This is a genomic window from Streptomyces sp. NPDC032822 (assembly GCF_055578825.1).
Genome location: NZ_JBVIOL010000005.1, coordinates 537056 through 556686 on the forward strand (window position 1 = coordinate 537056; position 19631 = coordinate 556686).

16 protein-coding genes are annotated in these 19631 nt (G+C 72.8%); 4 read left to right on the forward strand and 12 right to left on the reverse strand.

Features of this window, described 5'->3' with window-relative positions:
- Window positions 1-181: 181 nt before the first annotated feature.
- From ACZ5VD_RS17890 to ACZ5VD_RS17905, 4 genes are all read right to left on the reverse strand, one after another.
- Entirely contained in the window at window positions 182-2734 is a 2553-nt protein-coding gene (locus ACZ5VD_RS17890; protein ID WP_468548275.1) for a polynucleotide kinase-phosphatase, read from the reverse strand.
- Window positions 2731-4209, reverse strand: a complete 1479-nt coding sequence (locus ACZ5VD_RS17895; RefSeq protein WP_468682663.1) for a 3' terminal RNA ribose 2'-O-methyltransferase Hen1 — start codon at window positions 4207-4209, stop codon at window positions 2731-2733. The genes ACZ5VD_RS17890 and ACZ5VD_RS17895 overlap by 4 nt, the downstream gene beginning before the upstream one ends.
- A gap of 131 nt (window positions 4210-4340) precedes the next feature.
- Window positions 4341-5267 carry a DUF4232 domain-containing protein gene (locus ACZ5VD_RS17900; protein ID WP_468682664.1) on the reverse strand — a complete coding sequence of 309 codons (927 nt, stop codon included), beginning with the start codon at window positions 5265-5267 and terminating at the stop codon, window positions 4341-4343.
- A 100-nt stretch (window positions 5268-5367) separates the two neighbouring features.
- On the reverse strand, window positions 5368-6291 hold the full coding sequence (locus tag ACZ5VD_RS17905; RefSeq protein ID WP_468548278.1) for an LLM class F420-dependent oxidoreductase: 924 nt from the start codon (window positions 6289-6291) through the stop codon (window positions 5368-5370).
- A gap of 248 nt (window positions 6292-6539) precedes the next feature.
- Between ACZ5VD_RS17905 and ACZ5VD_RS17910 the strand changes: the two genes are divergently transcribed.
- A complete protein-coding gene (locus tag ACZ5VD_RS17910) occupies window positions 6540-6734 on the forward strand; it encodes a hypothetical protein (protein ID WP_468548279.1) in 195 nt (64 codons plus the stop codon).
- Window positions 6735-6760: 26 nt separating this feature from the next.
- On the opposite strand, the gene ACZ5VD_RS17915 is transcribed toward ACZ5VD_RS17910, so the two are convergent.
- The 4 genes from ACZ5VD_RS17915 to ACZ5VD_RS17930 form a co-directional block, all read right to left on the reverse strand.
- The gene (locus ACZ5VD_RS17915) at window positions 6761-7219 is read right to left on the reverse strand and encodes a DUF6099 family protein (RefSeq protein ID WP_468548280.1); all 459 of its coding nucleotides are present in this window, start codon (window positions 7217-7219) and stop codon (window positions 6761-6763) included.
- A 204-nt stretch (window positions 7220-7423) separates the two neighbouring features.
- Window positions 7424-7750 carry a nucleotide pyrophosphohydrolase gene (locus ACZ5VD_RS17920; RefSeq protein WP_468548281.1) on the reverse strand — a complete coding sequence of 109 codons (327 nt, stop codon included), beginning with the start codon at window positions 7748-7750 and terminating at the stop codon, window positions 7424-7426.
- Entirely contained in the window at window positions 7747-8946 is a 1200-nt protein-coding gene (locus ACZ5VD_RS17925; RefSeq protein WP_468548282.1) for an AAA family ATPase, read from the reverse strand. Before ACZ5VD_RS17925 ends, ACZ5VD_RS17920 begins: the two co-directional genes overlap by 4 nt.
- Before the next feature lie 83 nt (window positions 8947-9029).
- On the reverse strand, window positions 9030-9425 hold the full coding sequence (locus ACZ5VD_RS17930) for a cell division protein SepF (protein ID WP_468548283.1): 396 nt from the start codon (window positions 9423-9425) through the stop codon (window positions 9030-9032).
- A 193-nt stretch (window positions 9426-9618) separates the two neighbouring features.
- Here ACZ5VD_RS17930 and ACZ5VD_RS17935 point away from each other — a divergent pair, with 193 nt between their 5' ends.
- Both ACZ5VD_RS17935 and ACZ5VD_RS17940 read left to right on the forward strand, forming a co-directional pair.
- Window positions 9619-13659 carry a molybdopterin-dependent oxidoreductase gene (locus ACZ5VD_RS17935; protein ID WP_468682665.1) on the forward strand — a complete coding sequence of 1347 codons (4041 nt, stop codon included), beginning with the start codon at window positions 9619-9621 and terminating at the stop codon, window positions 13657-13659.
- Between the two features lie 80 nt (window positions 13660-13739).
- Complete coding sequence (locus ACZ5VD_RS17940) at window positions 13740-15464, forward strand: hypothetical protein (RefSeq protein WP_468682666.1); 1725 nt, start codon at window positions 13740-13742, stop codon at window positions 15462-15464.
- On the opposite strand, the gene ACZ5VD_RS17945 is transcribed toward ACZ5VD_RS17940, so the two are convergent.
- On the reverse strand, window positions 15445-15960 hold the full coding sequence (locus ACZ5VD_RS17945; RefSeq protein ID WP_468548286.1) for a YceI family protein: 516 nt from the start codon (window positions 15958-15960) through the stop codon (window positions 15445-15447). The genes ACZ5VD_RS17940 and ACZ5VD_RS17945 overlap by 20 nt on opposite strands.
- 154 nt (window positions 15961-16114) lie before the next feature.
- On the opposite strand from ACZ5VD_RS17945, the gene ACZ5VD_RS17950 reads away from it, so the two are divergent.
- A complete protein-coding gene (locus ACZ5VD_RS17950) occupies window positions 16115-16615 on the forward strand; it encodes a MarR family winged helix-turn-helix transcriptional regulator (RefSeq protein ID WP_468682667.1) in 501 nt (166 codons plus the stop codon).
- A 51-nt stretch (window positions 16616-16666) separates the two neighbouring features.
- Here the strand turns inward: ACZ5VD_RS17950 and ACZ5VD_RS17955 are convergent, their stop codons facing one another.
- The 3 genes from ACZ5VD_RS17955 to ACZ5VD_RS17965 form a co-directional block, all read right to left on the reverse strand.
- The gene (locus tag ACZ5VD_RS17955) at window positions 16667-17389 is read right to left on the reverse strand and encodes a YcnI family protein (protein ID WP_468682668.1); all 723 of its coding nucleotides are present in this window, start codon (window positions 17387-17389) and stop codon (window positions 16667-16669) included.
- 33 nt (window positions 17390-17422) lie between these two features.
- Window positions 17423-18073, reverse strand: a complete 651-nt coding sequence (locus ACZ5VD_RS17960) for a hypothetical protein (RefSeq protein WP_468682669.1) — start codon at window positions 18071-18073, stop codon at window positions 17423-17425.
- Between the two features lie 155 nt (window positions 18074-18228).
- On the reverse strand, window positions 18229-19539 hold the full coding sequence (locus ACZ5VD_RS17965; protein ID WP_468682670.1) for a phytase: 1311 nt from the start codon (window positions 19537-19539) through the stop codon (window positions 18229-18231).
- Window positions 19540-19631 lie beyond the last annotated feature (92 nt).

The window sequence follows — 19631 nt, forward strand, 5'->3', positions numbered from 1 at the left end:
CGCCTGTCTCCACCGACTGTCCCCCATGAAGCCGGTATGCCTGCCTGACCGACCTGCGAAGTTAGCACGGCAACTGACGGTTCACCAGGGACAAGTGGTGTCGTGGGGCGCGAAGTCCGGCCGAGCGCCCAGGAGCTGGACGACTCGGCCGGAAATCGATCCTCACGGGTGCCGGGGCCGGCTACAGCCTCGGGTCCACCGGCTCCGACTCCAGGGCCAGCACCCCGAAAACGGCCTCGTGGACCCGCCACAGCGGCTCGCCCTCGGCCAGCCGGTCGAGGGCCTCCAGGCCGAGCGCGTACTCGCGGATCGCGAGCGACCGCTTGTGGTTGAGGAACCGGCCGCGGAGCCGGGCGAGGTTGTCCGGGCGGGTGTACTCCGGGCCGTAGATGATCCGCAGGTACTCACGGCCGCGGCACTTGACGCCGGGCTGCACCAGGCGCCCCTCCGCGCCGCGGACGAGCGCGCCGACCGGCTTGACGACCATGCCCTCGCCGCCGCGGCCGGTCATCTCCAGCCACCAGTCGACGCCCGACCGCACCGACTCCGGGTCGCCGGTGTCGACGTACAGGCGCCGGGTGGTCTGCAGCAGGCCGGTGGAGTCGTGCTCCACGAGCCGGTCCAGCAGGGCCAGTTGTTCGTCGTGCGGGAGTCCGGCGAGGCTGCGGCCCTGGACGGCGAGGAGCTGGAACGGTGCCAGGCGGACGCCGTCGAGGCCGTCCGTGGTCCAGCAGTAGCGCCGGTAGGCGTCGGTGAACCTCGCGGCGGCATCGGCCCGTTCGCGCTGCCGGGACAGCAGGTCGGACACGTCGACGCCGCGGGCCGCGGCGCCCTCCAGGGCGGCCAGCGCGCCCGGGAACACCGCTCCGGAGGCGGCGCCGACGGCCGCGTACTGACTGCGCAGCAGGCCGGAGGCCTTCAGCGACCACGGCATCAGCTCGGCGTCCAGCAGGATCCAGTCGGTGGCCAGTTCGGACCAGAGACCGGCCTCGTCGACCGCCGTCCTGAGGCGGCCGAGGATCTCCTCGGTCACCGACTCGTCGTCGAAGAAGGGGCGGCCGGTGCGGGTGTACAGCGAGCCGGTCGGTCCGTCGACCCCAAAGCGTCCGCGGGCCGCCTCCGCGTCCCGGCACACCAGGGCCACGGCCCTGGAGCCCATGTGCTTCTCCTCGCACACGACCCGCTCCACGCCGTCCCGCTGGTACTGCGCGAAGGCCTCGGCCGGGTGCTCCAGGTAGCCCTCCACCTGCGAGGTCGCCGTCGGCGCCATGGTCGGCGGCAGGTACGGCAGCAGCCGCGGGTCCACCGCGAAGCGGCTCATGACCTCCAGGGCCGCCGCCGCGTTCTCCTCCCGGACCGACACCCGGCCCGCGTGCCGGGTCTCCACGGCCCGGCGTCCGTGCACGTCCGTGAGGGCCAGCGGGCGTCCGTCCTGCCCGCCCGGCGCCTCGCTGCGCAGCGGCCTGGCCGGCTCGTACCAGACCTGCTCCGCCGGTACGTCGACGAGTTCGCGCTCCGGCCAGCGCAGCGCGGTGAGCTTGCCGCCGAAGACGGCGCCGGTGTCCAGGCAGATGGTGTTGTTGAGCCAGGTGGCCTCGGGGACCGGGGTGTGGCCGTAGACCACGGCGGCGCGGCCCCGGTAGTCCTCCGCCCACGGGTAGCGCACCGGCAGCCCGAACTCGTCGGTCTCGCCGGTGGTGTCGCCGTACAGGGCGTGCGAGCGGACCCGGCCGGAGGTGCGGCCGTGGTACTTCTCGGGCAGACCGGCGTGACAGACGACCAGCCTGCCGCCGTCGAGGACGTAGTGGCTGACGAGCCCGTCGATGAACTCCCGTACCTGCCGGGTGAACTCCTCGCTCTCGCCGGCCATCTGCTCGACTGTCTCGGCGAGTCCGTGGGTGTGCTGGACCTGGCGGCCCCTGAGGTGACGGCCGAACTTGTTCTCGTGGTTGCCGGGCACGCACAGGGCGTTGCCCGAGGCCACCATGGACATCACGCGGCGCAGCACGCCCGGGCTGTCCGGTCCGCGGTCGACGAGGTCGCCGACGAAGACCGCGGTACGGCCGTCCGGGTGGACGCCGTCGGCGTAGCCCAACGTGCCGAGCAGGGTCTCCAGTTCGGCGGCGCAGCCGTGGATGTCGCCGACGATGTCGAAGGGGCCGGTGAGGTGGGTCAGGTCGTTGAAGCGCTTCTCGGTGACGACGGTGGCGTGCTCCACCTCCTCCACGCCCCGCAGGATGTGTACCTTCCGGAACCCCTCGCGCTCCAACTGGCGCAGGGACCGGCGGAGTTCGCGGATGTGGCGGCCGATCACCCGGCGCGGCATGTCGGCCCGGTCGGTGCGGGCCGCGTTGCGCTCGGCGCACACCTCCTCGGGCACGTCGAGCACGATGGCGATGGGCAGCACGTCGTACTGCCTGGCGAGGTCGACGAGCTGCCGGCGCGAGTCCTGCTGCACGCTGGTGGCGTCCACGACCGTACGGCGGCCCGCCGCCAGGCGCTTGCCCGCGATGTAGTGCAGGACGTCGAAGGCGTCCTTGGTCGCGCTCTGGTCGTTCTCGTCGTCGGAGACCAGGCCGCGGCAGAAGTCCGAGGAGATGATCTCGGTCGGACCGAAGTGCCGGCGGGCGAAGGTGGACTTGCCGGAGCCGGAGGCGCCGACGAGGACGACGAGGGAGAGGTCGGTGACGGGGAGCACCCGTCCCCGCTGTTCGGAAACCCGGGTCTCGGTCATGCCGTCTTCGCCTCCTTCTCGTTCCGGTCCTTCTCGTTCCTGATGCTGAACACGGCCATCTGCGTCGGCGGCCCGACCTCCGGGTCGTCGGGGCCGACCGGTGCGAACTCCACGCCGTAGCCGTGCCGTTCGGCCACCGCGTCCGCCCAGGCCCGGAACTGCGCGCGTGTCCACTCGAACCGGTGGTCGCCGTGCCGGACATGACCCGCCGGGAGGCTCTCCCAGCGCACGTTGTACTCGACGTTGGGGGTGGTCACCAGCACGGTCCGGGGGCGGGCCGAGCCGAACACCGCGTACTCCAGGGCGGGCAGCCGCGGCAGGTCGAGGTGTTCGATCACCTCGCTGAGCACGGCGGCGTCGTACCCCTTGAGCCGGTTGTCGGTGTAGGCCAGCGAGCTCTGGAAGAGCTGGACGCGCGCGGCCTGCCGCTCCCCCATGCGGTCCAGCTTCAGTCGCCGGGAGGCGATGGTGAGGGCCCGCATCGACACGTCGGTGCCGACGATCTCGGTGAACCGCACGTCCTTGAGCAGCGCCTGCACCAACTGGCCCTGTCCGCAGCCGAGATCGAGCACCCGGGCGGCGCCGGACGCCTGCAGCGCGGCGATGATCGCGTCCCGGCGCCGCACGGCGAGCGGGGTCGGCCTCTCCTCGGTCTCGGCCTCCGCCTCGACGGCGTTGTCGATCTCCTCGACCTCGCTGTCGTCGGCCTCGGCCAGCCGCACCAGTTCGAGGCGTTCCATGGCCTGCCGGGTCAGCGACCAACGGCGGGACAGATAGCGGCTGGTGATCAGCTTCTGTTCCGGGTGGTCGGGCAGCCAGCCCTCGCCGGCCCGCAGCAGCTTGTCGACCTCGTCCGGGGACACCCAGTAGTGCTTGGCGTCGTCGAGGACGGGGAGCAGGACGTACAGATGGCGCAGGGCCTCGGCGACGGTCAGCGTGTCCGACTCCAGCAGGAGGCGCACATAGCGCGAGTCGCCCCACTGCGGGAACTCGCTGTCCAGCGCCACCGGTTCGGCGCCCACCGTCCAGCCGAGCGGTTCGAAGAGCCGCCGTACGAGTTCCGGGCCGCCTCGGGCCGGGAGCGCGGGCACCTCGATGCGCAGCGGCCTGGGCTGGGCGGGAGCCTGGGGCCTGGCGTTGCACACGCCCCGCATGGCGCTGGAGAAGACGCCGCTCAGCGCCACGGCGAGCAGCGAGGAGGCGGCGTAGGGACGGTCGTTGACGTACTGCGCGAGTGCCGCGTCGGGGGCGCCGCCGCGTCCCTTGCCCTTGCCGCGCCGGACCAGTGCCACCGCGTCGACCTCCAGGAGCAGCGCCGCCGTGCAGCGCCCGGCGTCGGCCTCGGGGTAGAGGACGTGCGCCTTGCCGTAGGAGGTGGAGAACACCTGCGCCTTCTCGGGATGCTTGTGCAGCAGGTAACCGAGGTCGGTGGCGGGGCGTTCGGGGGTGCCGGTGGTACTGATCGTCAGGAACATGCGGAGGGCCTCTCCGGCCGGTGGATGTGGTGGTGTGCCGTACACGCGAAAGCCCCCAGGGACGGTGATCCCGAGGGCTCGGCAGGACGACCGTCCCACGATCCCACACCCCCGCCGACCGGCGCTTTCGTTTATTCGCGCCGCTGGGGTCGCTCGGCCTTCCAGGGTCCGACGCCCAGTTTTCCGGTGGTCCCGAGGTCGAGGTGGGGGGTCACCGTGACCGGTGCGGCGCCGGATCTGGCGCGGACCCGGACGTAGGGGGCGTCGACGGCGTCGAGGCCGAGGTCGACCGTGTTGCGCCAGACCAGGGTGGACCGGGCGCGTTCGCCGGGCTTGAGGGTGAGAGGCCGGGGCGGGCCCTCGGCGCCGGTGGCACCGCTGGTGATGTCACCGGCGCCGCGGAGCACCTCGACCCCGTCGACCGGTTCGCGGTCCTCGCCGAGGAGGGTGAGCTGCGGATAGCCCTCGACGTGGTAGTCGGCGGTGCCGCAGTTCTCCAGCCACAGCCCCACGACCCGCAGTCCCATGGCGGCGTCGCCGTCGTCGGCGAAGACGCGGATCCCGTCTGTCGGGCAGTCGCCCGCCTCGGCCGGTGCCTCGGCCGCGGGGACGCCGGTGACCTCGGAGACCTTCACCCGGGTCGCGTTCGCGTCTCGGCCACCCATCGCGGGCGGCATGTCGACGGTGCGCCGCACGGTCCGGCCGGGTCCGACGTCGCGGACGGTCTGCCGGATGTTGGTCATCACCTCGCCGGTGGCCGTCGTGAAGTCAAACAGGATCGTGTAGGTCAGCGCCTCGGAGCCGTCGTTGACGATCTCGTAGGTCGCGGAGAGCGAGGAGTACGCGGAGACGCTGCCGGGCGTCGAGGGGGACGGCAGGGTCAGGCCGGTGATCCGCACGCCGTCCACGGCCGGCTCGGAGACCGGGCTGGGTGACGACGCGCCGGCTCCGGCGCCTCCGGAACCGGCACGTTCGGATCCGGCACGTTCGGATCCGCAGCCCGTCACGAGCAGGGCGGCGGCGACCAGGATCGGCAGGAAGGGGGCGGCTCTTCGCATCGGGCCACCCCATCAGCATCCTGATCATCCGGGCCGTGACGGAGGCCACAGTTCCGGCCACAGGCCTGTCACAGTGACCGGCCCGCCTCCGCCACCGGGCCTACGACAGCTGCGACTGCACCTGCGCGGAGATCAGCTCCAGGTGGTCCAGGTCGGACAGGTCGAGGATCTGGAGGTAGACGCGCTCGGAGCCGATCGCGGCGTAGCGGCCGATCTTGTCGACGACCTCGGAGGGCGTGCCGGCCAGGCCGTTGGCCTTCAGCTCGTCGACCTCGCGGCCGATGACGGCGGCGCGGCGGGCGACCTCCTGGTCGTCCTTGCCGACGCAGACGACGAGGGCGTTGGAGTAGGTGATCTCGTCGGCCTTGCGGCCGGCCTCCTCCGCGGCGGCACGCACCCGGCCGAACTGGCGCTCGCTGTCCTCGACCGAGCCGAACGGCATGTTGAACTCGTCGGCGTAGCGCGCGGCGAGCTTCGGGGTGCGGGTGGCGCCGTGACCGCCGACGAGCACCGGGATCCGGTCCTGGGCGGGCTTGGGCAGCGCGGGCGAGCCGGCGAGGTCGTAGTGGGTGCCGTGGAAGTCGAAGGTCGCGCCGACCTCGGTGGCCCACAGTCCGGTGACGATCGCCAGCTGCTCCTCCAGGCGCCCGAACTTCTCCTTCGGGAAGGGGATGCCGTACGCCGTGTGCTCCTCCTCGAACCAGCCGGCGCCCAGGCCCAGTTCGATCCGGCCGCCGGACATCTGGTCGACCTGCGCGACCTGGATGGCGAGCACGCCGGGGAGCCGGAAGGTGCCGGCCGTCATGAGGGTGCCGAGCCGGATGCGCCGGGTCTCGCGGGCCAGGCCGGCGAGGGTGATCCAGGCGTCGGTGGGGCCGGGGAGGCCGTCCCCCGAGCCCATTTTCAGATAGTGGTCGGAGCGGAAGAAGGCGTCGAAACCGAGGTCCTCGGTGGCCTTGGCGACGGTGAGGAGGGTGTCGTAGGTGGCGCCCTGCTGGGGTTCGGTGAAGATGCGAAGATCCATGTCTCCATCCTGCACGCTGCGACCGCGGTCAACCTCACCGGTCCCCGCGGTCGCACGCCTGCCCGGTCGGGTGAAAATCGGCCGGCGCCGCCCCCGGGGTGTGCTCTCGCCAGTGACCCGGTACGGCGGTGATCGTTGGCTCGGGCGGAGCCGGACCGACCGGCGCCCGCACCGGACGGTCGTCCGCCGGAGCGTCGTCCGTGACCCGCGTCGGCCTCCTGTGGAGGCCCTGGGCCGAGGAGGCCGTCATGTCCGAAGAAACCGTGCCGCAACAGGGTGGGGGGCCAGAAGCCGGTTCCGAGGCGGGGCGGCCGAAGGGGTTGCTTCAGCAGATGGAGGAGCTGATGGCGGCGCTGAACGCGGATCTGTCGGCGCTGGACGCGGATCTGCAGTCGGCCACGGGCGGCGGGCGGGGACCGGCGGCGGACGGGGAGACCGTCTGACCCACCGCCGCGGACCGGCGGCGGGTCTACGCCGGTAACGCCTCGTCCCGGTCGGTCAGTTTCCGCAGCATCTCCAGGACCCGGTCCCTCGACTCGTCCGCCGCGTCGATGGCTTCCATGCACTGCCAGTACCTGCCCTCGTCGTCCGCGGCGCAGGCGAGGCCGACGAGCGCGATGCCGACCTCGCCGAGGAGGCCGCCGAGGCAGAGCAGGGCCTGACGGGCGTCGCCCAGTTCGGTGAGCTGGGCGGCGCGGAGGTGTTCCGTGTCGATGTCCGGGCGGTCCAGGACACCGCAGCCCCGGCCCGCCAGTTCCGTCAACCCCAGTGCCTCGCCGCGCAGTTCCGGCGGTCCGGCGACCGCGAGGCGGCTGCCTATCGCCTGGGCCAGGGCCTGCGCCTGCCACACCTCCGCCAGGAGTTCCGATGCCTCACCGCCTCCCGCCAGGGCGCGTCTGCTCGTCACGATCAGCCGCACAGCGTCCATGCGCTGCCCCCGTCTGTCCCGACGCGCCCGTGGCACGTCCGCCCGAACTCCCTTGTTCATTACCCAGAGTGAGAGTACTTGAGACGAAAAACCAGAGGAAGGCCGAAATCTTCGGACAACGAATCGGTTTCGACCCGACTTTTGACTGCGGAGAGTGATAACGGACGGGACCGCTCCCCGAATTGGTCTACAACAGGACGTCGTCTACGGCGTCGGGAACCTCCCTTCGTTCCGGTCGATCTTCGCGTCCAGCGCCGCCAGCGGGTCGATGCCGAGCACCTCGCACAGTTGCAGCAGATAGGCGAGGACGTCGGCGACCTCGTCGGTGACACGGTGTGCGCTGTCGGGGTCGGCCATCACGCCGACGGACTCCTCGGGCGTCAACCACTGGAAGATCTCCACCAGTTCGGACGCCTCGACGCTGAGCGCGGCGACGAGGTTCTTGGGTGTGTGGTACTGCTGCCAGTTGCGGGCGGCGGCGAACTCGGCCAGCCTGCGCTGCAGTGTCGCCACGTCGAGAGGTTCGGTCACGGGTCCAGGTGTACCACCGTGATCCCGGGCGGCCCGGCGGCCCAGGACGCGTCGCTGACCGTGCCGACCAGCCGGATGTGCCCGCGGTCGCACATCCGGGCGGCGAGCCCCAGCAGTTCGGTGCGCTGCCGCGGGTCCAGGCCCCGGTCGAGGTTGTCGGTGAGCACGGTGAGGGTCTGCAGGGCCGCCGGTACCTCGCCGGCCGGGTCGACCTCCAGCACCCCGGGGCCGGTGAACAGCACCAACGCGAGGGCGAGGTACCTCAGTTCCCCGTCACCCAGCCGTCCGAGCCGGGTGCGGACGCCGTCGCCCCGGTCGAGCAGCGCGCGGACGGTCCCGTCGGTGAGCGGCTCGGCGAACAGGTCCGTGACGGGGCCGGCGCATCCGGCGCGTACCGCCGTGACGAGCTGGGCGTGTCGTCGCGTGCACTCGGCGCGGGTGCGCCAGAGCACGTCGGCGAGGTTGTCGCAGCCGCCGAGCAGTCGCCCGGAGCCGGTCGGGACGGGGGCGCGCATCCGGTCGGGACGTGGATCGCAGGCGAACACGGAGCGCAGGGCGACGACCATCTGCTCGGCGGCGGCGAGGACCCGGCGCTGTCCGTCGGTCTTGCCGGCCACGCGCAGCGGGAGCAGGGCGGTGCCGAGCCGGTCGTCGGGCAGCGGGGCGCGGGTGACCGGCGCGGATCCCGCCGTGTGCCAGGCGGCCTGCACGGTGCGCCGCGCGGGGTCGCGCAGGGCGGTCTGCAGCAGGACCAGGCCGTCCGCCGACAGCCGCTCGCCCACGATGCGCAGATGGGGTTCGGCCTGGACGGCGAGGTCGAGCCGGACCGGGCCCTCGGGTCCGTCGGCCGTGCAGCCGATACGGAAGCCCCGTCGGCGCTGGGCGTCGGGCCGGGCCCGGTCGGGGACGCAGGCGACCGGGTCGGGGAAGACCTCGTCGACGGCCGCCCCGCCGCCGAGCCGGGCGAGAGCCTCGTACGCCCGGAGCGCGGTCGTCTTGCCGCAGCCGCTGGGGCCGGCGAACAGCGTGAGCGGTCCGAGCGGGAACCCGGCCCGGCGGTGTCCGGCGAAGGCGGACAGCCGCAGTTCGACGACACACGGCCGGTCCGGTCGCTCCCGGACCGGCGGGGAGGGTAAGGCGGACGGGGTGGACGCGGAAGAGGGATGGGACGCGGCGGACGTACAGGACACGGTCATATGCGGACCGTAGGTCTCCGCCGTCAGGCGAACCGTTCCGCCGCCGACACCTTCCTACGATCGAGGGACCGGCCTCTCCGGTCTCAGCCGCCGGGCACCTCCACCCCGTCCGTCCGGCCGGTCACCTCGGTGTCGGCCGGAGTGAGCAGGAACACGTTCCGCTCGACGCGGTGCATTCCGCTCGCCAGGCCGAAGACGACGCCCGTGCTGAAGTCGAGGACCCGTTTGGCGACGTCGGTCTCCGCGCCGGTGAGGTCGAGGAGCACGGGTATGCCCGCCATCAGCGTCTCGGCGACCTCGCGGGCGTCCGCGAACACGTTGACGCGCAGGATGACGAAGTGGCGCCTGGTCTCGGTCTCCGCGTCGGGCAGGGCCCGGTGTCCGACCGCGGACGGCCAGGCGTCCCGGCCTCGTAGCGGCACTACCTGGGCGAGCCCCTCCCACTGTTCGTCGGTGACATCGTGGCTGTTCACCGGCATGCTCCGTTCTCGGCTCGCACTGCTGTCTGCATCGGGCAATTCTTACGCATGGTCACCCGTTCGGCCGAATACGACACGCTCCGCGATCCCATCGCACCTCACAGCGTCCCCGGCCCGGCTGTGTGACGGGCGTAACGCCCGATGATCAAGCCGTGTGACATCGGCGTAACGGGCAATTCGTACCGTCGTCGGTATGACGACGACACCCCGGACCGAGCAGGTGCGCACGGTCTGCTCGTACTGCGGTGTGGGCTGCGGCCTCCTGCTCGACGTCGGCATGGGCCCGGACGGCAGGCGTACGGTCCTGAAGGCGTCCGGGGACAAGGCGCACCCGGCGAACGCGGGACGGCTCTGCACCAAGGGCGCGACCACCGCCGAGATGCTCGCCGCGCCCGGCCGGCTGACCACCGCCTTGGTCCGGGACGACCGGGGCGAGGAGCCGGTACCGGTGCCGGTGGCCGACGCGATCGCCGAGACCGCGCGGCGGCTGCGCGCGATCGTCGACGAGCACGGGCCGGACGCGGTCGCCTTCTATGTCTCCGGGCAGATGAGCATGGAGGCCCAGTACCTGGCGAACAAGCTGGCCAAGGGGTTCGTGCGGACCAACCAGATCGAGTCGAACTCCCGGCTGTGCATGGCGAGCGCCGGTGCCGGATACAAGCTGTCGCTGGGCGCGGACGGGCCGCCGGGGTCCTACGAGGACTTCGACCGGGCGGATGTCTTCCTGGTCATCGGGTCGAACATGGCGGACTGCCACCCGATCCTCTACCTGCGGATGATGGAGCGGGTGAAGGCGGGCGCCAAGCTGATCGTCGTGGACCCGCGGCGCACCGCGACCGCCGCCAAGGCCGAGCTGTTCCTCCAGGTCAGGCCGGGTACCGACCTCGCCCTGCTGAACGGGCTGCTGCACCTGCTGGTCGAGAACGGGCACACCGACCCCGCTTTCGTCGCCGCGCACACCGAGGGCTGGGAGGCGCTGCCGGAGTTCCTCGCCGACTACCCGCCGCGAACGGTCGCGGAGATCACCGGGATCGCCGAGGACGACCTGCGCGAGGCCGCGCGGCTGATCGGTGAGGCCGGGGAGTGGATGAGCTGCTGGACCATGGGCCTCAACCAGTCCACGCACGGCACCTGGAACACGAACGCCCTGGTCAACCTGCATCTCGCGACCGGCGCGATCTGCCGTCCGGGCAGCGGGCCCTTCTCCCTCACCGGCCAGCCCAACGCGATGGGCGGGCGCGAGATGGGCTATATGGGGCCGGGGCTGCCGGGGCAGCGCTCGGTACTGGTCGACGAGGAGCGGGCGTTCGCCGAGGACGTGTGGGAGCTGCCGCCCGGCGCCCTGCGGAAGGACGGCGTCGGCAAGGGCACCGTCGAGATGTTCCGGAAGATGGCCGACGGGGAGATCAGGGCCTGCTGGATCATCTGCACCAACCCGGTCGCCTCGGTCGCGGGCCGCCGCACCGTCATCGAGGGCCTGGAGGCCGCCGAGTTCGTCGTCGCCCAGGACGTCTTCGGTGACACCGAGACCAACGCGTACGCCGATGTCGTGCTGCCCGGCGCGATGTGGACCGAGGGCGAGGGCGTCTTCGTCAACAGCGAGCGGAGCCTCACCCTGACCCGGGCGGCGGCCGACCCGCCCGGGGAGGCGATGGCGGACTGGCGGCTCATCGCCGCGGTGGCCCGGGAGATGGGATACGAGAAGGGGTTCTCCTACGAGAGCGCCGAGGAGGTCTTCGAGGAGATCCGGCGCTTCTGGAACCCGGTGACCGGGTGGGACCTGCGCGGGGTGACGTACGAGCGGCTGCGGTCGACGCCCGTGCAGTGGCCGGCCGCCGCCGAGGACGGGCCCGAGCGCAATCCGATCCGGTACGTCGACGGCGAGGGCGGGCTGCGGTTCCCGACCGGCAGCGGGCGGGCCGTCTTCCACGCACGGCCGCATCTGCCGGCGGCCGAGATGCCCGACGAGGACTACCCGTTCGTGCTGAACACCGGGCGGGTGCAGCACCAGTGGCACACGCTGACGAAGACGGGGAAGGTCGCCAAGCTCAACAAGCTGAACTCCGGGCCGTTCGTGGAGCTGCATCCCGAGGACGCGCGGGAGTTGGGGATCACGGACGGCGACCGGGTGGAGGTCGCCTCGCGGCGGGGGCGGGCGGTGCTGCCCGCGGTGGTGACCGACCGGGTGCGGCCCGGGGGCTGTTTCGCGCCGTTCCACTGGAACGACCTGTTCGGGGAGTACCTGAGCGTCAACGCCGTCACGAACGACGCGGTGGACCCGGTGTCGTTCCAGCCGGAGTTCAAGGTGTGCGCGGTGTCGTTGACGCGGGTGGCGACACCGGCGACGCCCGCCGAGGTCGACGAGGTCGTCGTCCCGACCGCCGTCACGCCCGGCGGCCCGGATCCCTTCGGGCTCACCCCCTCCCCGCCGCCCGTCCTCACCGCTCAGGAACGGCTCTATCTCACCGGCTTCCTCGCGGGCATCGGCTCCGGCTCCCCCGGCACCCCGGTGCTCCCGGCGGACGCCCCCTTCAGTCCCGAGCACGCGCTGTGGGTGAACGGCGTCCTGGCCGGCATGTACTCGCGCACGGCCGCCGAACCCCGGACCCGGTCCGCGTCCGGGCGCGAGGTCGTCATCCTGTGGGCCTCGCAGACCGGGAACGCCGAGGAGTTCGCCGGGTCCGTCGCCGACCGGCTGTCCGCGAGCGGGCACACGGCCCGGCTCGTCGGGATGGACGACACCGACCCGGGCACCCTGCCGTCCGGCGCCGACCTGCTGCTGATCACCAGCACCTTCGGCGACGGCGACGCGCCGGACAACGGCTCCGGCTTCTGGGAGACGCTGTCCGGGGAGCGGGCCCCACGCCTGGAAGGGGTCCGCTACGCCGTCCTGGCGTTCGGCGACTCCTCGTACGACGACTTCTGCGGGCACGGGCGCCGACTGGACGCCCGGCTCGACGAGTTGGGTGCGGTGCGGCTGGCGCCGCGCACGGACTGCGAGCCGGACTTCGAGCCGTCGGCGGACGCCTGGCTGGACGGCGTGCTGAGCGCCCTCGACACCAGGACGGAGGTCCGCGAGCCCGCGACGGACACCCCGCCCCGGCCCGCCCGCTCCCCCAGGCCCGCCCCCGCCGCCGCCCGGCTGGTCGGCAACCGGCTGCTCAGCCTGCCCGGCGCGGGCAAGGAGGTCAGGCGGTTCACCTTCGACACGAGCGGCACCTCGTTGACGTACGAGGCGGGGGACGCCCTCGGGGTCCGGCCGGTCAACTCGCCCTCGCTGGTGGCGGAGTGGCTCGCCGCGACCGGCGTGGGAGCGTCGGCCTCCGTGTCGTTGGAGGGTGTGGGTGAGGTGGCGTTCTCCGACGCCCTGTACCGGCACCTGGACATCACGCGGATCACCCCGGACCTGCTCCGCTTCGTCGCCGAACGCGTCCGTGACGACCGGGAGTTGCGCAGGCTGCTGCGTCCGGACAACAAGGACGGCCTGGCGCAGTGGAGTTGGGGACGGCAGGCGGTGGACGTGCTCGCCGAGCACCCGGTGCGGGCGGACGCGCAGGACTGGGCGGACGCCCTGAGGAAACTGCAACCCCGGCTGTACTCGATATCGTCCAGCCCGCTCGTCGACCCGCACCTGGTCTCCCTCACGGTGTCCGTGGTGCGCTACGAGAACCTGCACGGCCGGCCACGCGGCGGGGTCTGCTCGCCCTTCCTCGCCGACGCCGAACCGGACACCGAGGTACCGGTGTTCGTCCAGCGCTCGCCACACTTCCGGCCGCCCGCCGACGCCTCGACGCCGATGGTGATGGTCGGTCCGGGCACGGGGGTCGCGCCCTTCGTCGGCTTCCTCCAGGAGCGGCGCGCGCTCGGCCACCGGGCACCCAACTGGCTCTTCTTCGGCGAGCAGCACCGCGCCTGCGACTTCTACTACGAGGACGAGCTGACCGCGCTGCGCGACGAGGGGACCCTGACCCGCCTGGACACCGCGTTCTCCCGCGACCAGCGCAACAAGGTGTACGTGCAGGACCGGATGCGCGAGCACGGCCCCGAGCTGTGGCGCTGGCTGCGGGACGGCGCCCACCTCTACGTCTGCGGCGACGCCTCCCGGATGGCGAAGGACGTGGACCGGGCCCTGCGGGACATCGCGGTCACGCACGGCGGCCTGGACGAGACCGAGGCGTCGGCGTGGCTGAAGCAGCTGGCGGCGGCGAAGCGGTACGTACGGGACGTGTACTGAGGGCTTCCGCACCGTCCTCACACCGGACTCTTCACCTCCACCGGCACCTCGCTCACCGGGCCCCATTAGCGTCCGGTGGCGTGCTCCTGGCAGATACCCGGCTGCCGGCACCCGGTCGGCGAACCCGGCCGGCGGTGCCCGCCGCCCCCCGACCCCCCGCGCAGTGGCATCGCGTCCTGACGCTGCTCGCCGACATCAGCCTCCTCATCGGCACGCGCTCGGTGTGGGCGCAGGCGGCTGGTCACCGGCTTCCCGTGGCCGCGGTGATCTCCGTGTGCTACGCCTCGATCCTGGTGTGCGGGGTGCTGGCCCTGGTGGTGCGCCGGGAGCGGTCGCTGGCGCGGGTGGACCTGTGCGTCCTGGTGACCGCGCTGGCCCTCGCCCTGTGCGCGCTCGCGCTCTACCACCACGGCTCCGACGAGGCGGACCTCACCACGCAGGCCGCCCGGGAGCTGGTCGCCGGGCACGCCGTCTACGGACACCCGTGGCCCTGGCTGTTCGGCCACGGCGTCGCCCTCACCCCGACGGTGACCGGCGGCTACGACTACACGTACGGCTATCCCCCGCTGGCCCCGCTGCTCACCGCGCCCCTGCTGTGGCTGGGCCACGGCGGCGCCCCGGCCACGGTGGTGGCGACGGGCGCGCTGCTCGTCGGCACGGTGGTGCTGTGGCGGCTGCTGCCCGGGCCCTGGCGGCCGGCGGCGACCATGGTCTGCCTCGGCTTCGGCATGCTGCCCGTGTACGGCAGGCTCGGCTACCCGGCGATCCTGGCCCTGGCCCTGCTGGTGCCGGTGGTGGTGCGCTGGCCGCGGATCGGCCGCGGCGGACGGCTCGGTCCGGCCGGGCTCGCGCAGGCCGCCTGTCTGGGAGCGGCGTGCGCGGCGCAGCAACTGCCGTGGTTCCTCGGGCCGTTCCTGCTGGCGGGGATCTACGCGGTGCGGCGCGGGGAGCTGGGCGGCCGGGCCGCGGCACGGGTGGTGCTGCGGATCGTCGGGGTCGCCGGCACCGTATGGCTGCTGATCAACACGTACTTCGTGGTGAGCGAAGGGGCCGCCTGGTTCACCGGGATCGCCCTGCCGCTGACCCAGGGCGCGGTGCTGCACGGGCAGGGCCTGGTGGGCGTCTCGCTCTACTTCACGAACGGCAGCGACCGTCTCGACTGGTACGGGCACGCGAGCCTGCTGCTGGCCGCGGCCCTGCTCGCGCTGTTCGTGCTGTTCGTCCGGCGGCTCGGCCCCGCGGCGACCGTCCTGCCGTGGTGCGCCTTCTTCCTGGCGACCCGTTCGCAGGACGGCTACTACCTGCTGATGACGCCGCTGTGGCTGGCGGCGGCGGTGACCGCGCCCGCCTCCGAGTTCGCCGACGCCTGGCAGCCGAGACCGCGTCCGCTGTCCGGCCCGCACCGGCGTCCGGCGCGGATCGCGGCGGCCGTCCTGCTCCTCGTGCCGGCCCTGGTGAGTTCCGCGCTGGCGGTGACGGGAACGCCGCCGCTGCGGATGCGGACGCTCTCGGTGCACCGGATCTCGGCGACCGCCCTGTCCCGGCTGACCCTGCGGGTCACCAACACGGGGGACAGCGCGCTCACTCCTCACTTCACGCTCACCACCGGCCAGGGCATGGACCCGTACTGGACCGTCGTGCACGGCCCGGCCGCGCTGCCCGCCCACCGGGCCGCCACCTACGAACTCCGGCCGCCCACCGGGCGGTACCACCTGCCCCGGCCGGGCGCGCGGATCCGGCTGCGGGCCTTCACGTCCGCGCCGCAGACGCTGTCGAGCACCTACCTCAGGCTGCCGACCTCGTGAAGCGGAGCGTGGCGGCGATCATGGCCCGGCCGCGCAGCATGCCCAGCTGGTTCCAGCCCATCCCGAACTGCTCGCGGTCCACGGTGAATTCGGCGTCCAGCGTGAGCGCGTCGGCCTCCGCGCCGGCGAGGCGGGCGGTGAAGGACAGGGGCCTGCTGATGCCGCGCACGGTCAGCTGACTGACGACGTGGACCGTCCCGCCCTCGCGGAGTTCGGCGCTGCGGACGACGAAGACGATGTCGGGGTGGTGGTCGACGTCGAGGAAGTGCGCGGACCGCAGGTGGGTGTCGCGCTTGGTGTGCCCGGTGTCCACGGAGGCGGCGTCCACGGTGAGGGTGCCGACGGCCGAACCGTCGGGGCGCACCTCGCCCTGGCCGGTCACACCGGCGAAGGTGCCCTTCACGGTGACCAGACCCCACATCGTCTTGTGCCGGAGGGCGACGGTGGAGGCGCTCGGGTCGAGCTTCCAGAGGCCGGTTTCCACAGCGACGGTCATGATCTTTCCCCTGATCCTGATGGCTTGACGCCGATGACTTGGTGCCGACGGCCGAACGCCGATGGTCCAAATTTGGAGAACCCTTACGCTAGCCCATTATCCAAATCTGAACAACCACCTCATCCAAAATTGGACAACAGGTACACTGGACACCATGGCCGACCCCGACGAGCGCCCCGCCGACCAGCCCGAATGCCCCTCCGCGCAGGGCGGCGGACTGCTGCCCGCCGAGCTGCGCGCCTGGATGCTCATGCTGGCCACGACCGGGGCCGTCGAGCAGCGGCTGCGTTCCGTCGTCAAGGAGCGGCTCGGCGTCTCGCACGACGAGTTCCTGGTGATCTGCCTGCTGGCCGAGGAGCCCGAGGGCCTGCGCATGACCCGGGTCGCGGAACTCCTGGGCCGCCCCAAGACCCGGCTCACCTACCAGATCGCCTGCCTCCAGCACGCCGGGCTCGTCTCCCGGGGGTCGGTCTGCGGAGACAAGCGGGGCGTCGAGGTCGCCCTCACCGACAAGGCCCGCCGCCTGCTGAAGGAGTCCTCCGACGTGCTGGCCGAGACGGTCGTCCAGGCGCTGGAGCGGTTCATGGGGCCGGCCCAGTGCGAGGCGATGCGCGCACTGCTGCCGGACCGGGCCCAGGAGACGGGCGCCGAGTAGGACCAGGCCCGGACGACAGGGCCCGGACGACAGGCCCGGACGACAGAGCCGCTAGGCGGAACGCGTCCCGGTGGCACGGCCGCGCACGACGGCGAACACCCCTGCCGCCAGGCCCAGTACACCCACGACCAGCCCGGCGACACCGAGCCCGCGCGCGGTGGAGTCACTCGCCGAGGCCCTGGCGGCGACCGGCGCGGCGGTCACGCCGGTCGCGCGAGCCGTGTCGGCCTTGGCGGCCGCCGTCAGCTTGAGGACCGGCGCCGGGTTCTCCGGTTCGTCCGCGCCCTGTCCGCTCTCCTCGATCCAGCGGACGACCTTGCCGTTCGAGTAGGTCTGCAGGGTCTTGAACGCCAACTGTGCAGTGTTGTCGGGCAGTTGACCGAACGCGACGTCGAAGTCCTCGTAGTGGCCGGGGCCGATCCTGCCGCCGGTCCAGGTGATCTCGGAGACGGCGTCGGTGATGGTGCCGTCGTCCGTCTTGACCGGGGTCTTCAGCCTGGTGTCGGTCACCTTGGCGCTCCAGCCGTCGTGCGGGGAGACGAGGACGCCGAGGACGGGGTGGTCGGTGGGCAGGAAGAGCCGCACCTCGGTGGTGCTCGCCGCGTCGTCCTCGTCGGGGACCCGGAACGACAGGACGCCGTCGGTGGCGCCCTTGGCGTAGTTGTCGGGGTGGACGGTGACGTGCGCGGAGGCGACGCCCGCGGCGGCCAGGACACCGGCGGCGGCGAGGACGGCGGCGAGGACGGCGCGGCGCAGGGCGGTGGGTGCAGACATGGGTGGGTGGATCTCCGTACTGGGTAAGGGCGTTCAGGGTCGGATCGCGTACGGGATCCCCGGCGGCGGGCCGCGCCGCCGCACCGGGTGCCGCGGCAGGAGGCCGAGCGGCACCCGCGGCCCGTCCCCCATCCGTCGTACGCCCCCGGCGGTGACCGGTACGCCCCCTCCGCCCCACACCGTCCGCCACCACGCGGCGAGCCCCGGCACCAGGGCGACCGCCCGCCGCAGCAACGACCACAGCGCGGCCTCGCCGCGCCGCAGCCACCAGGTCAGCAGGACGGCGGCCGAGACGTGGGCCACGGTGGCGTGCGGGGCGAGGGCATGCGCGGGGGACAGCGAAGGAGCGGCCATCCTCATGCCGTGCATGCCGTGCATGCCGTGCAGGGCGGCGACGGCGTGCAGGCCGCGCCGTCCGGCCGCCGCGGTGTCCGGCCGTGCCGCCCCGAAGGCGACATGCAGCCCGGCCTGCGCCACGAGCGTCCCGGTACCGATGGCGACGAGCGACCGCTCACGCCCGCCCAGCAGGAACCCGCCCACGAACAGCGGTACGAACGCCGCGAGTTGGATCCACGGCGGCGGCGCCATCCCGGTCGCCAGCGCGTGTCCCCCGGCGGCCAGCAGCACGCACAGCGCCGCGAACACCGCCGCGCGCAGCCCGCGTACCGCAGGGGAGGCCCTCATGCGGCCCGATCCTGCCACGCGCCCCGGGGCGTCCCGCCCGGGCGAGGGAATTCGGGCACCGATCTTTGCCCGGGCATGACCGGTCCGAGGCCACCGGCGCGGAGGGGGAGGAACGGACAGGCGGTGGGGGTGTGCCGGCGGCACACCCCCACCCCTCAGATCCCGGTGGCGTCCACCACCGCTCCGAGGTCCACGAACTTGAAGCCGGTCGCCGTGCGCGTGCCGCCCTCGCCGTCCGGCACCGCGGGAGTCTCCCGGCCGTCCTGGACGACGAGCAGTCCGCGCGGGTAGCGGTGGCCCAGCGGGGCGTTCAGCACGGCGGCGCCGTCGCACTCCTCGACGCCGTCGAGGGTGTCCGTCGCGGCGCCGATCCGGAAACCGCCCTCGTACGCGTTGCCCTCGCCCACCTCACGGTCGTACACGGCGAAGCTGTCGTCGCCCTGGCCGGAGGCCAGCAGGTGGCCGTCGCCGTCAGGCTCGTGGAGGATCGTGAGCCCCTCGACGTCGGCCGACAGGCGTCGGCCGCCGTAGCCGGGGTCGGCGCCCAGCGCGCACTCCTCGGTCGCCTCGTCATAGGTCCCGGGGACGCCGTACTCCTTCACCCTGTCCACCAGCGCCGGTCTGCCGGTGAGGTCGGCGCGCAGCCGCCAGATGCCGACGTCCTCCTGACCGGCGTAGAGCGTGCCGGTGGCCGGGTCGACGGCCATGCCCTCGACCTGCGGGAGTTCGCCGGGCTCCAGGCACGGGCTCCACGTCGTGCCGTTCGGCAGGCGGAAGGAGGCGGGGAGGTCGAGGGTGCGGACCTTGCGGTAGCCGACCGTGCCGTGCGTGGCCGGGACGAGTTCGAGCAGCGCGAGGCGGGTGCGTTCGCGCCGGCTCACCAGCGCGTAGGTGCGGCCGGTGGCCCGGTCCTTCCAGGTGGCCAGGCCGTACGCGGTGCGCTGGTCGTTGATCTCGGCCTGGTCGGCGGAGAAGACGGGGGCGGCGGCCGGGTCGGTGATGTCGGTCAGCGGGCCGCCCGGCCGGGCCGGGTCGATGCGGTAGAACCGCAGCCGGTCCGCGCCCCGGTCGCTCACCACCGCCACGTCCGCCCGGCCCGCCGAGGTACGCAGGCCCAGGGCGAGGTCGACGTTGTTGAAGCGGCCCGGGGCGTCGTCCGTGGCGGGCGGGCGCGGGGCGGTCACCGACTGCACCGGGCGGGCGTCCAGGTCGTAGACCCGCAGACCGCCCTCCTTGGCGGTGGCCACGACGAGGCTGCGACCGGAGTCGGCGGGGTTGCGCCAGATCGCCGGGTCGTCGGCGTCGGCGTCGCCGCCGGCCTCGTCGTCGTAGAGGGCGGCGGTCTCGCGGGCGGCGGTCACCACCGGCAGGTCGGCGGGGCTCGCGGGGGCCGTCGCGAGGAGGGTCGTCAGGACGGTGCCCGAGGCGAGAAGTGCGGCTCTTCGCGCGGTGCGGGGCGTTCTCACAGGCGCTTCCTTACCGTCGAGTGTGTCGTCGGATGCGGCTTCGGTTCCGGCTTCGGCCGTGACTTCGGCCGTGACTTCGGTTGCGGCTTCGG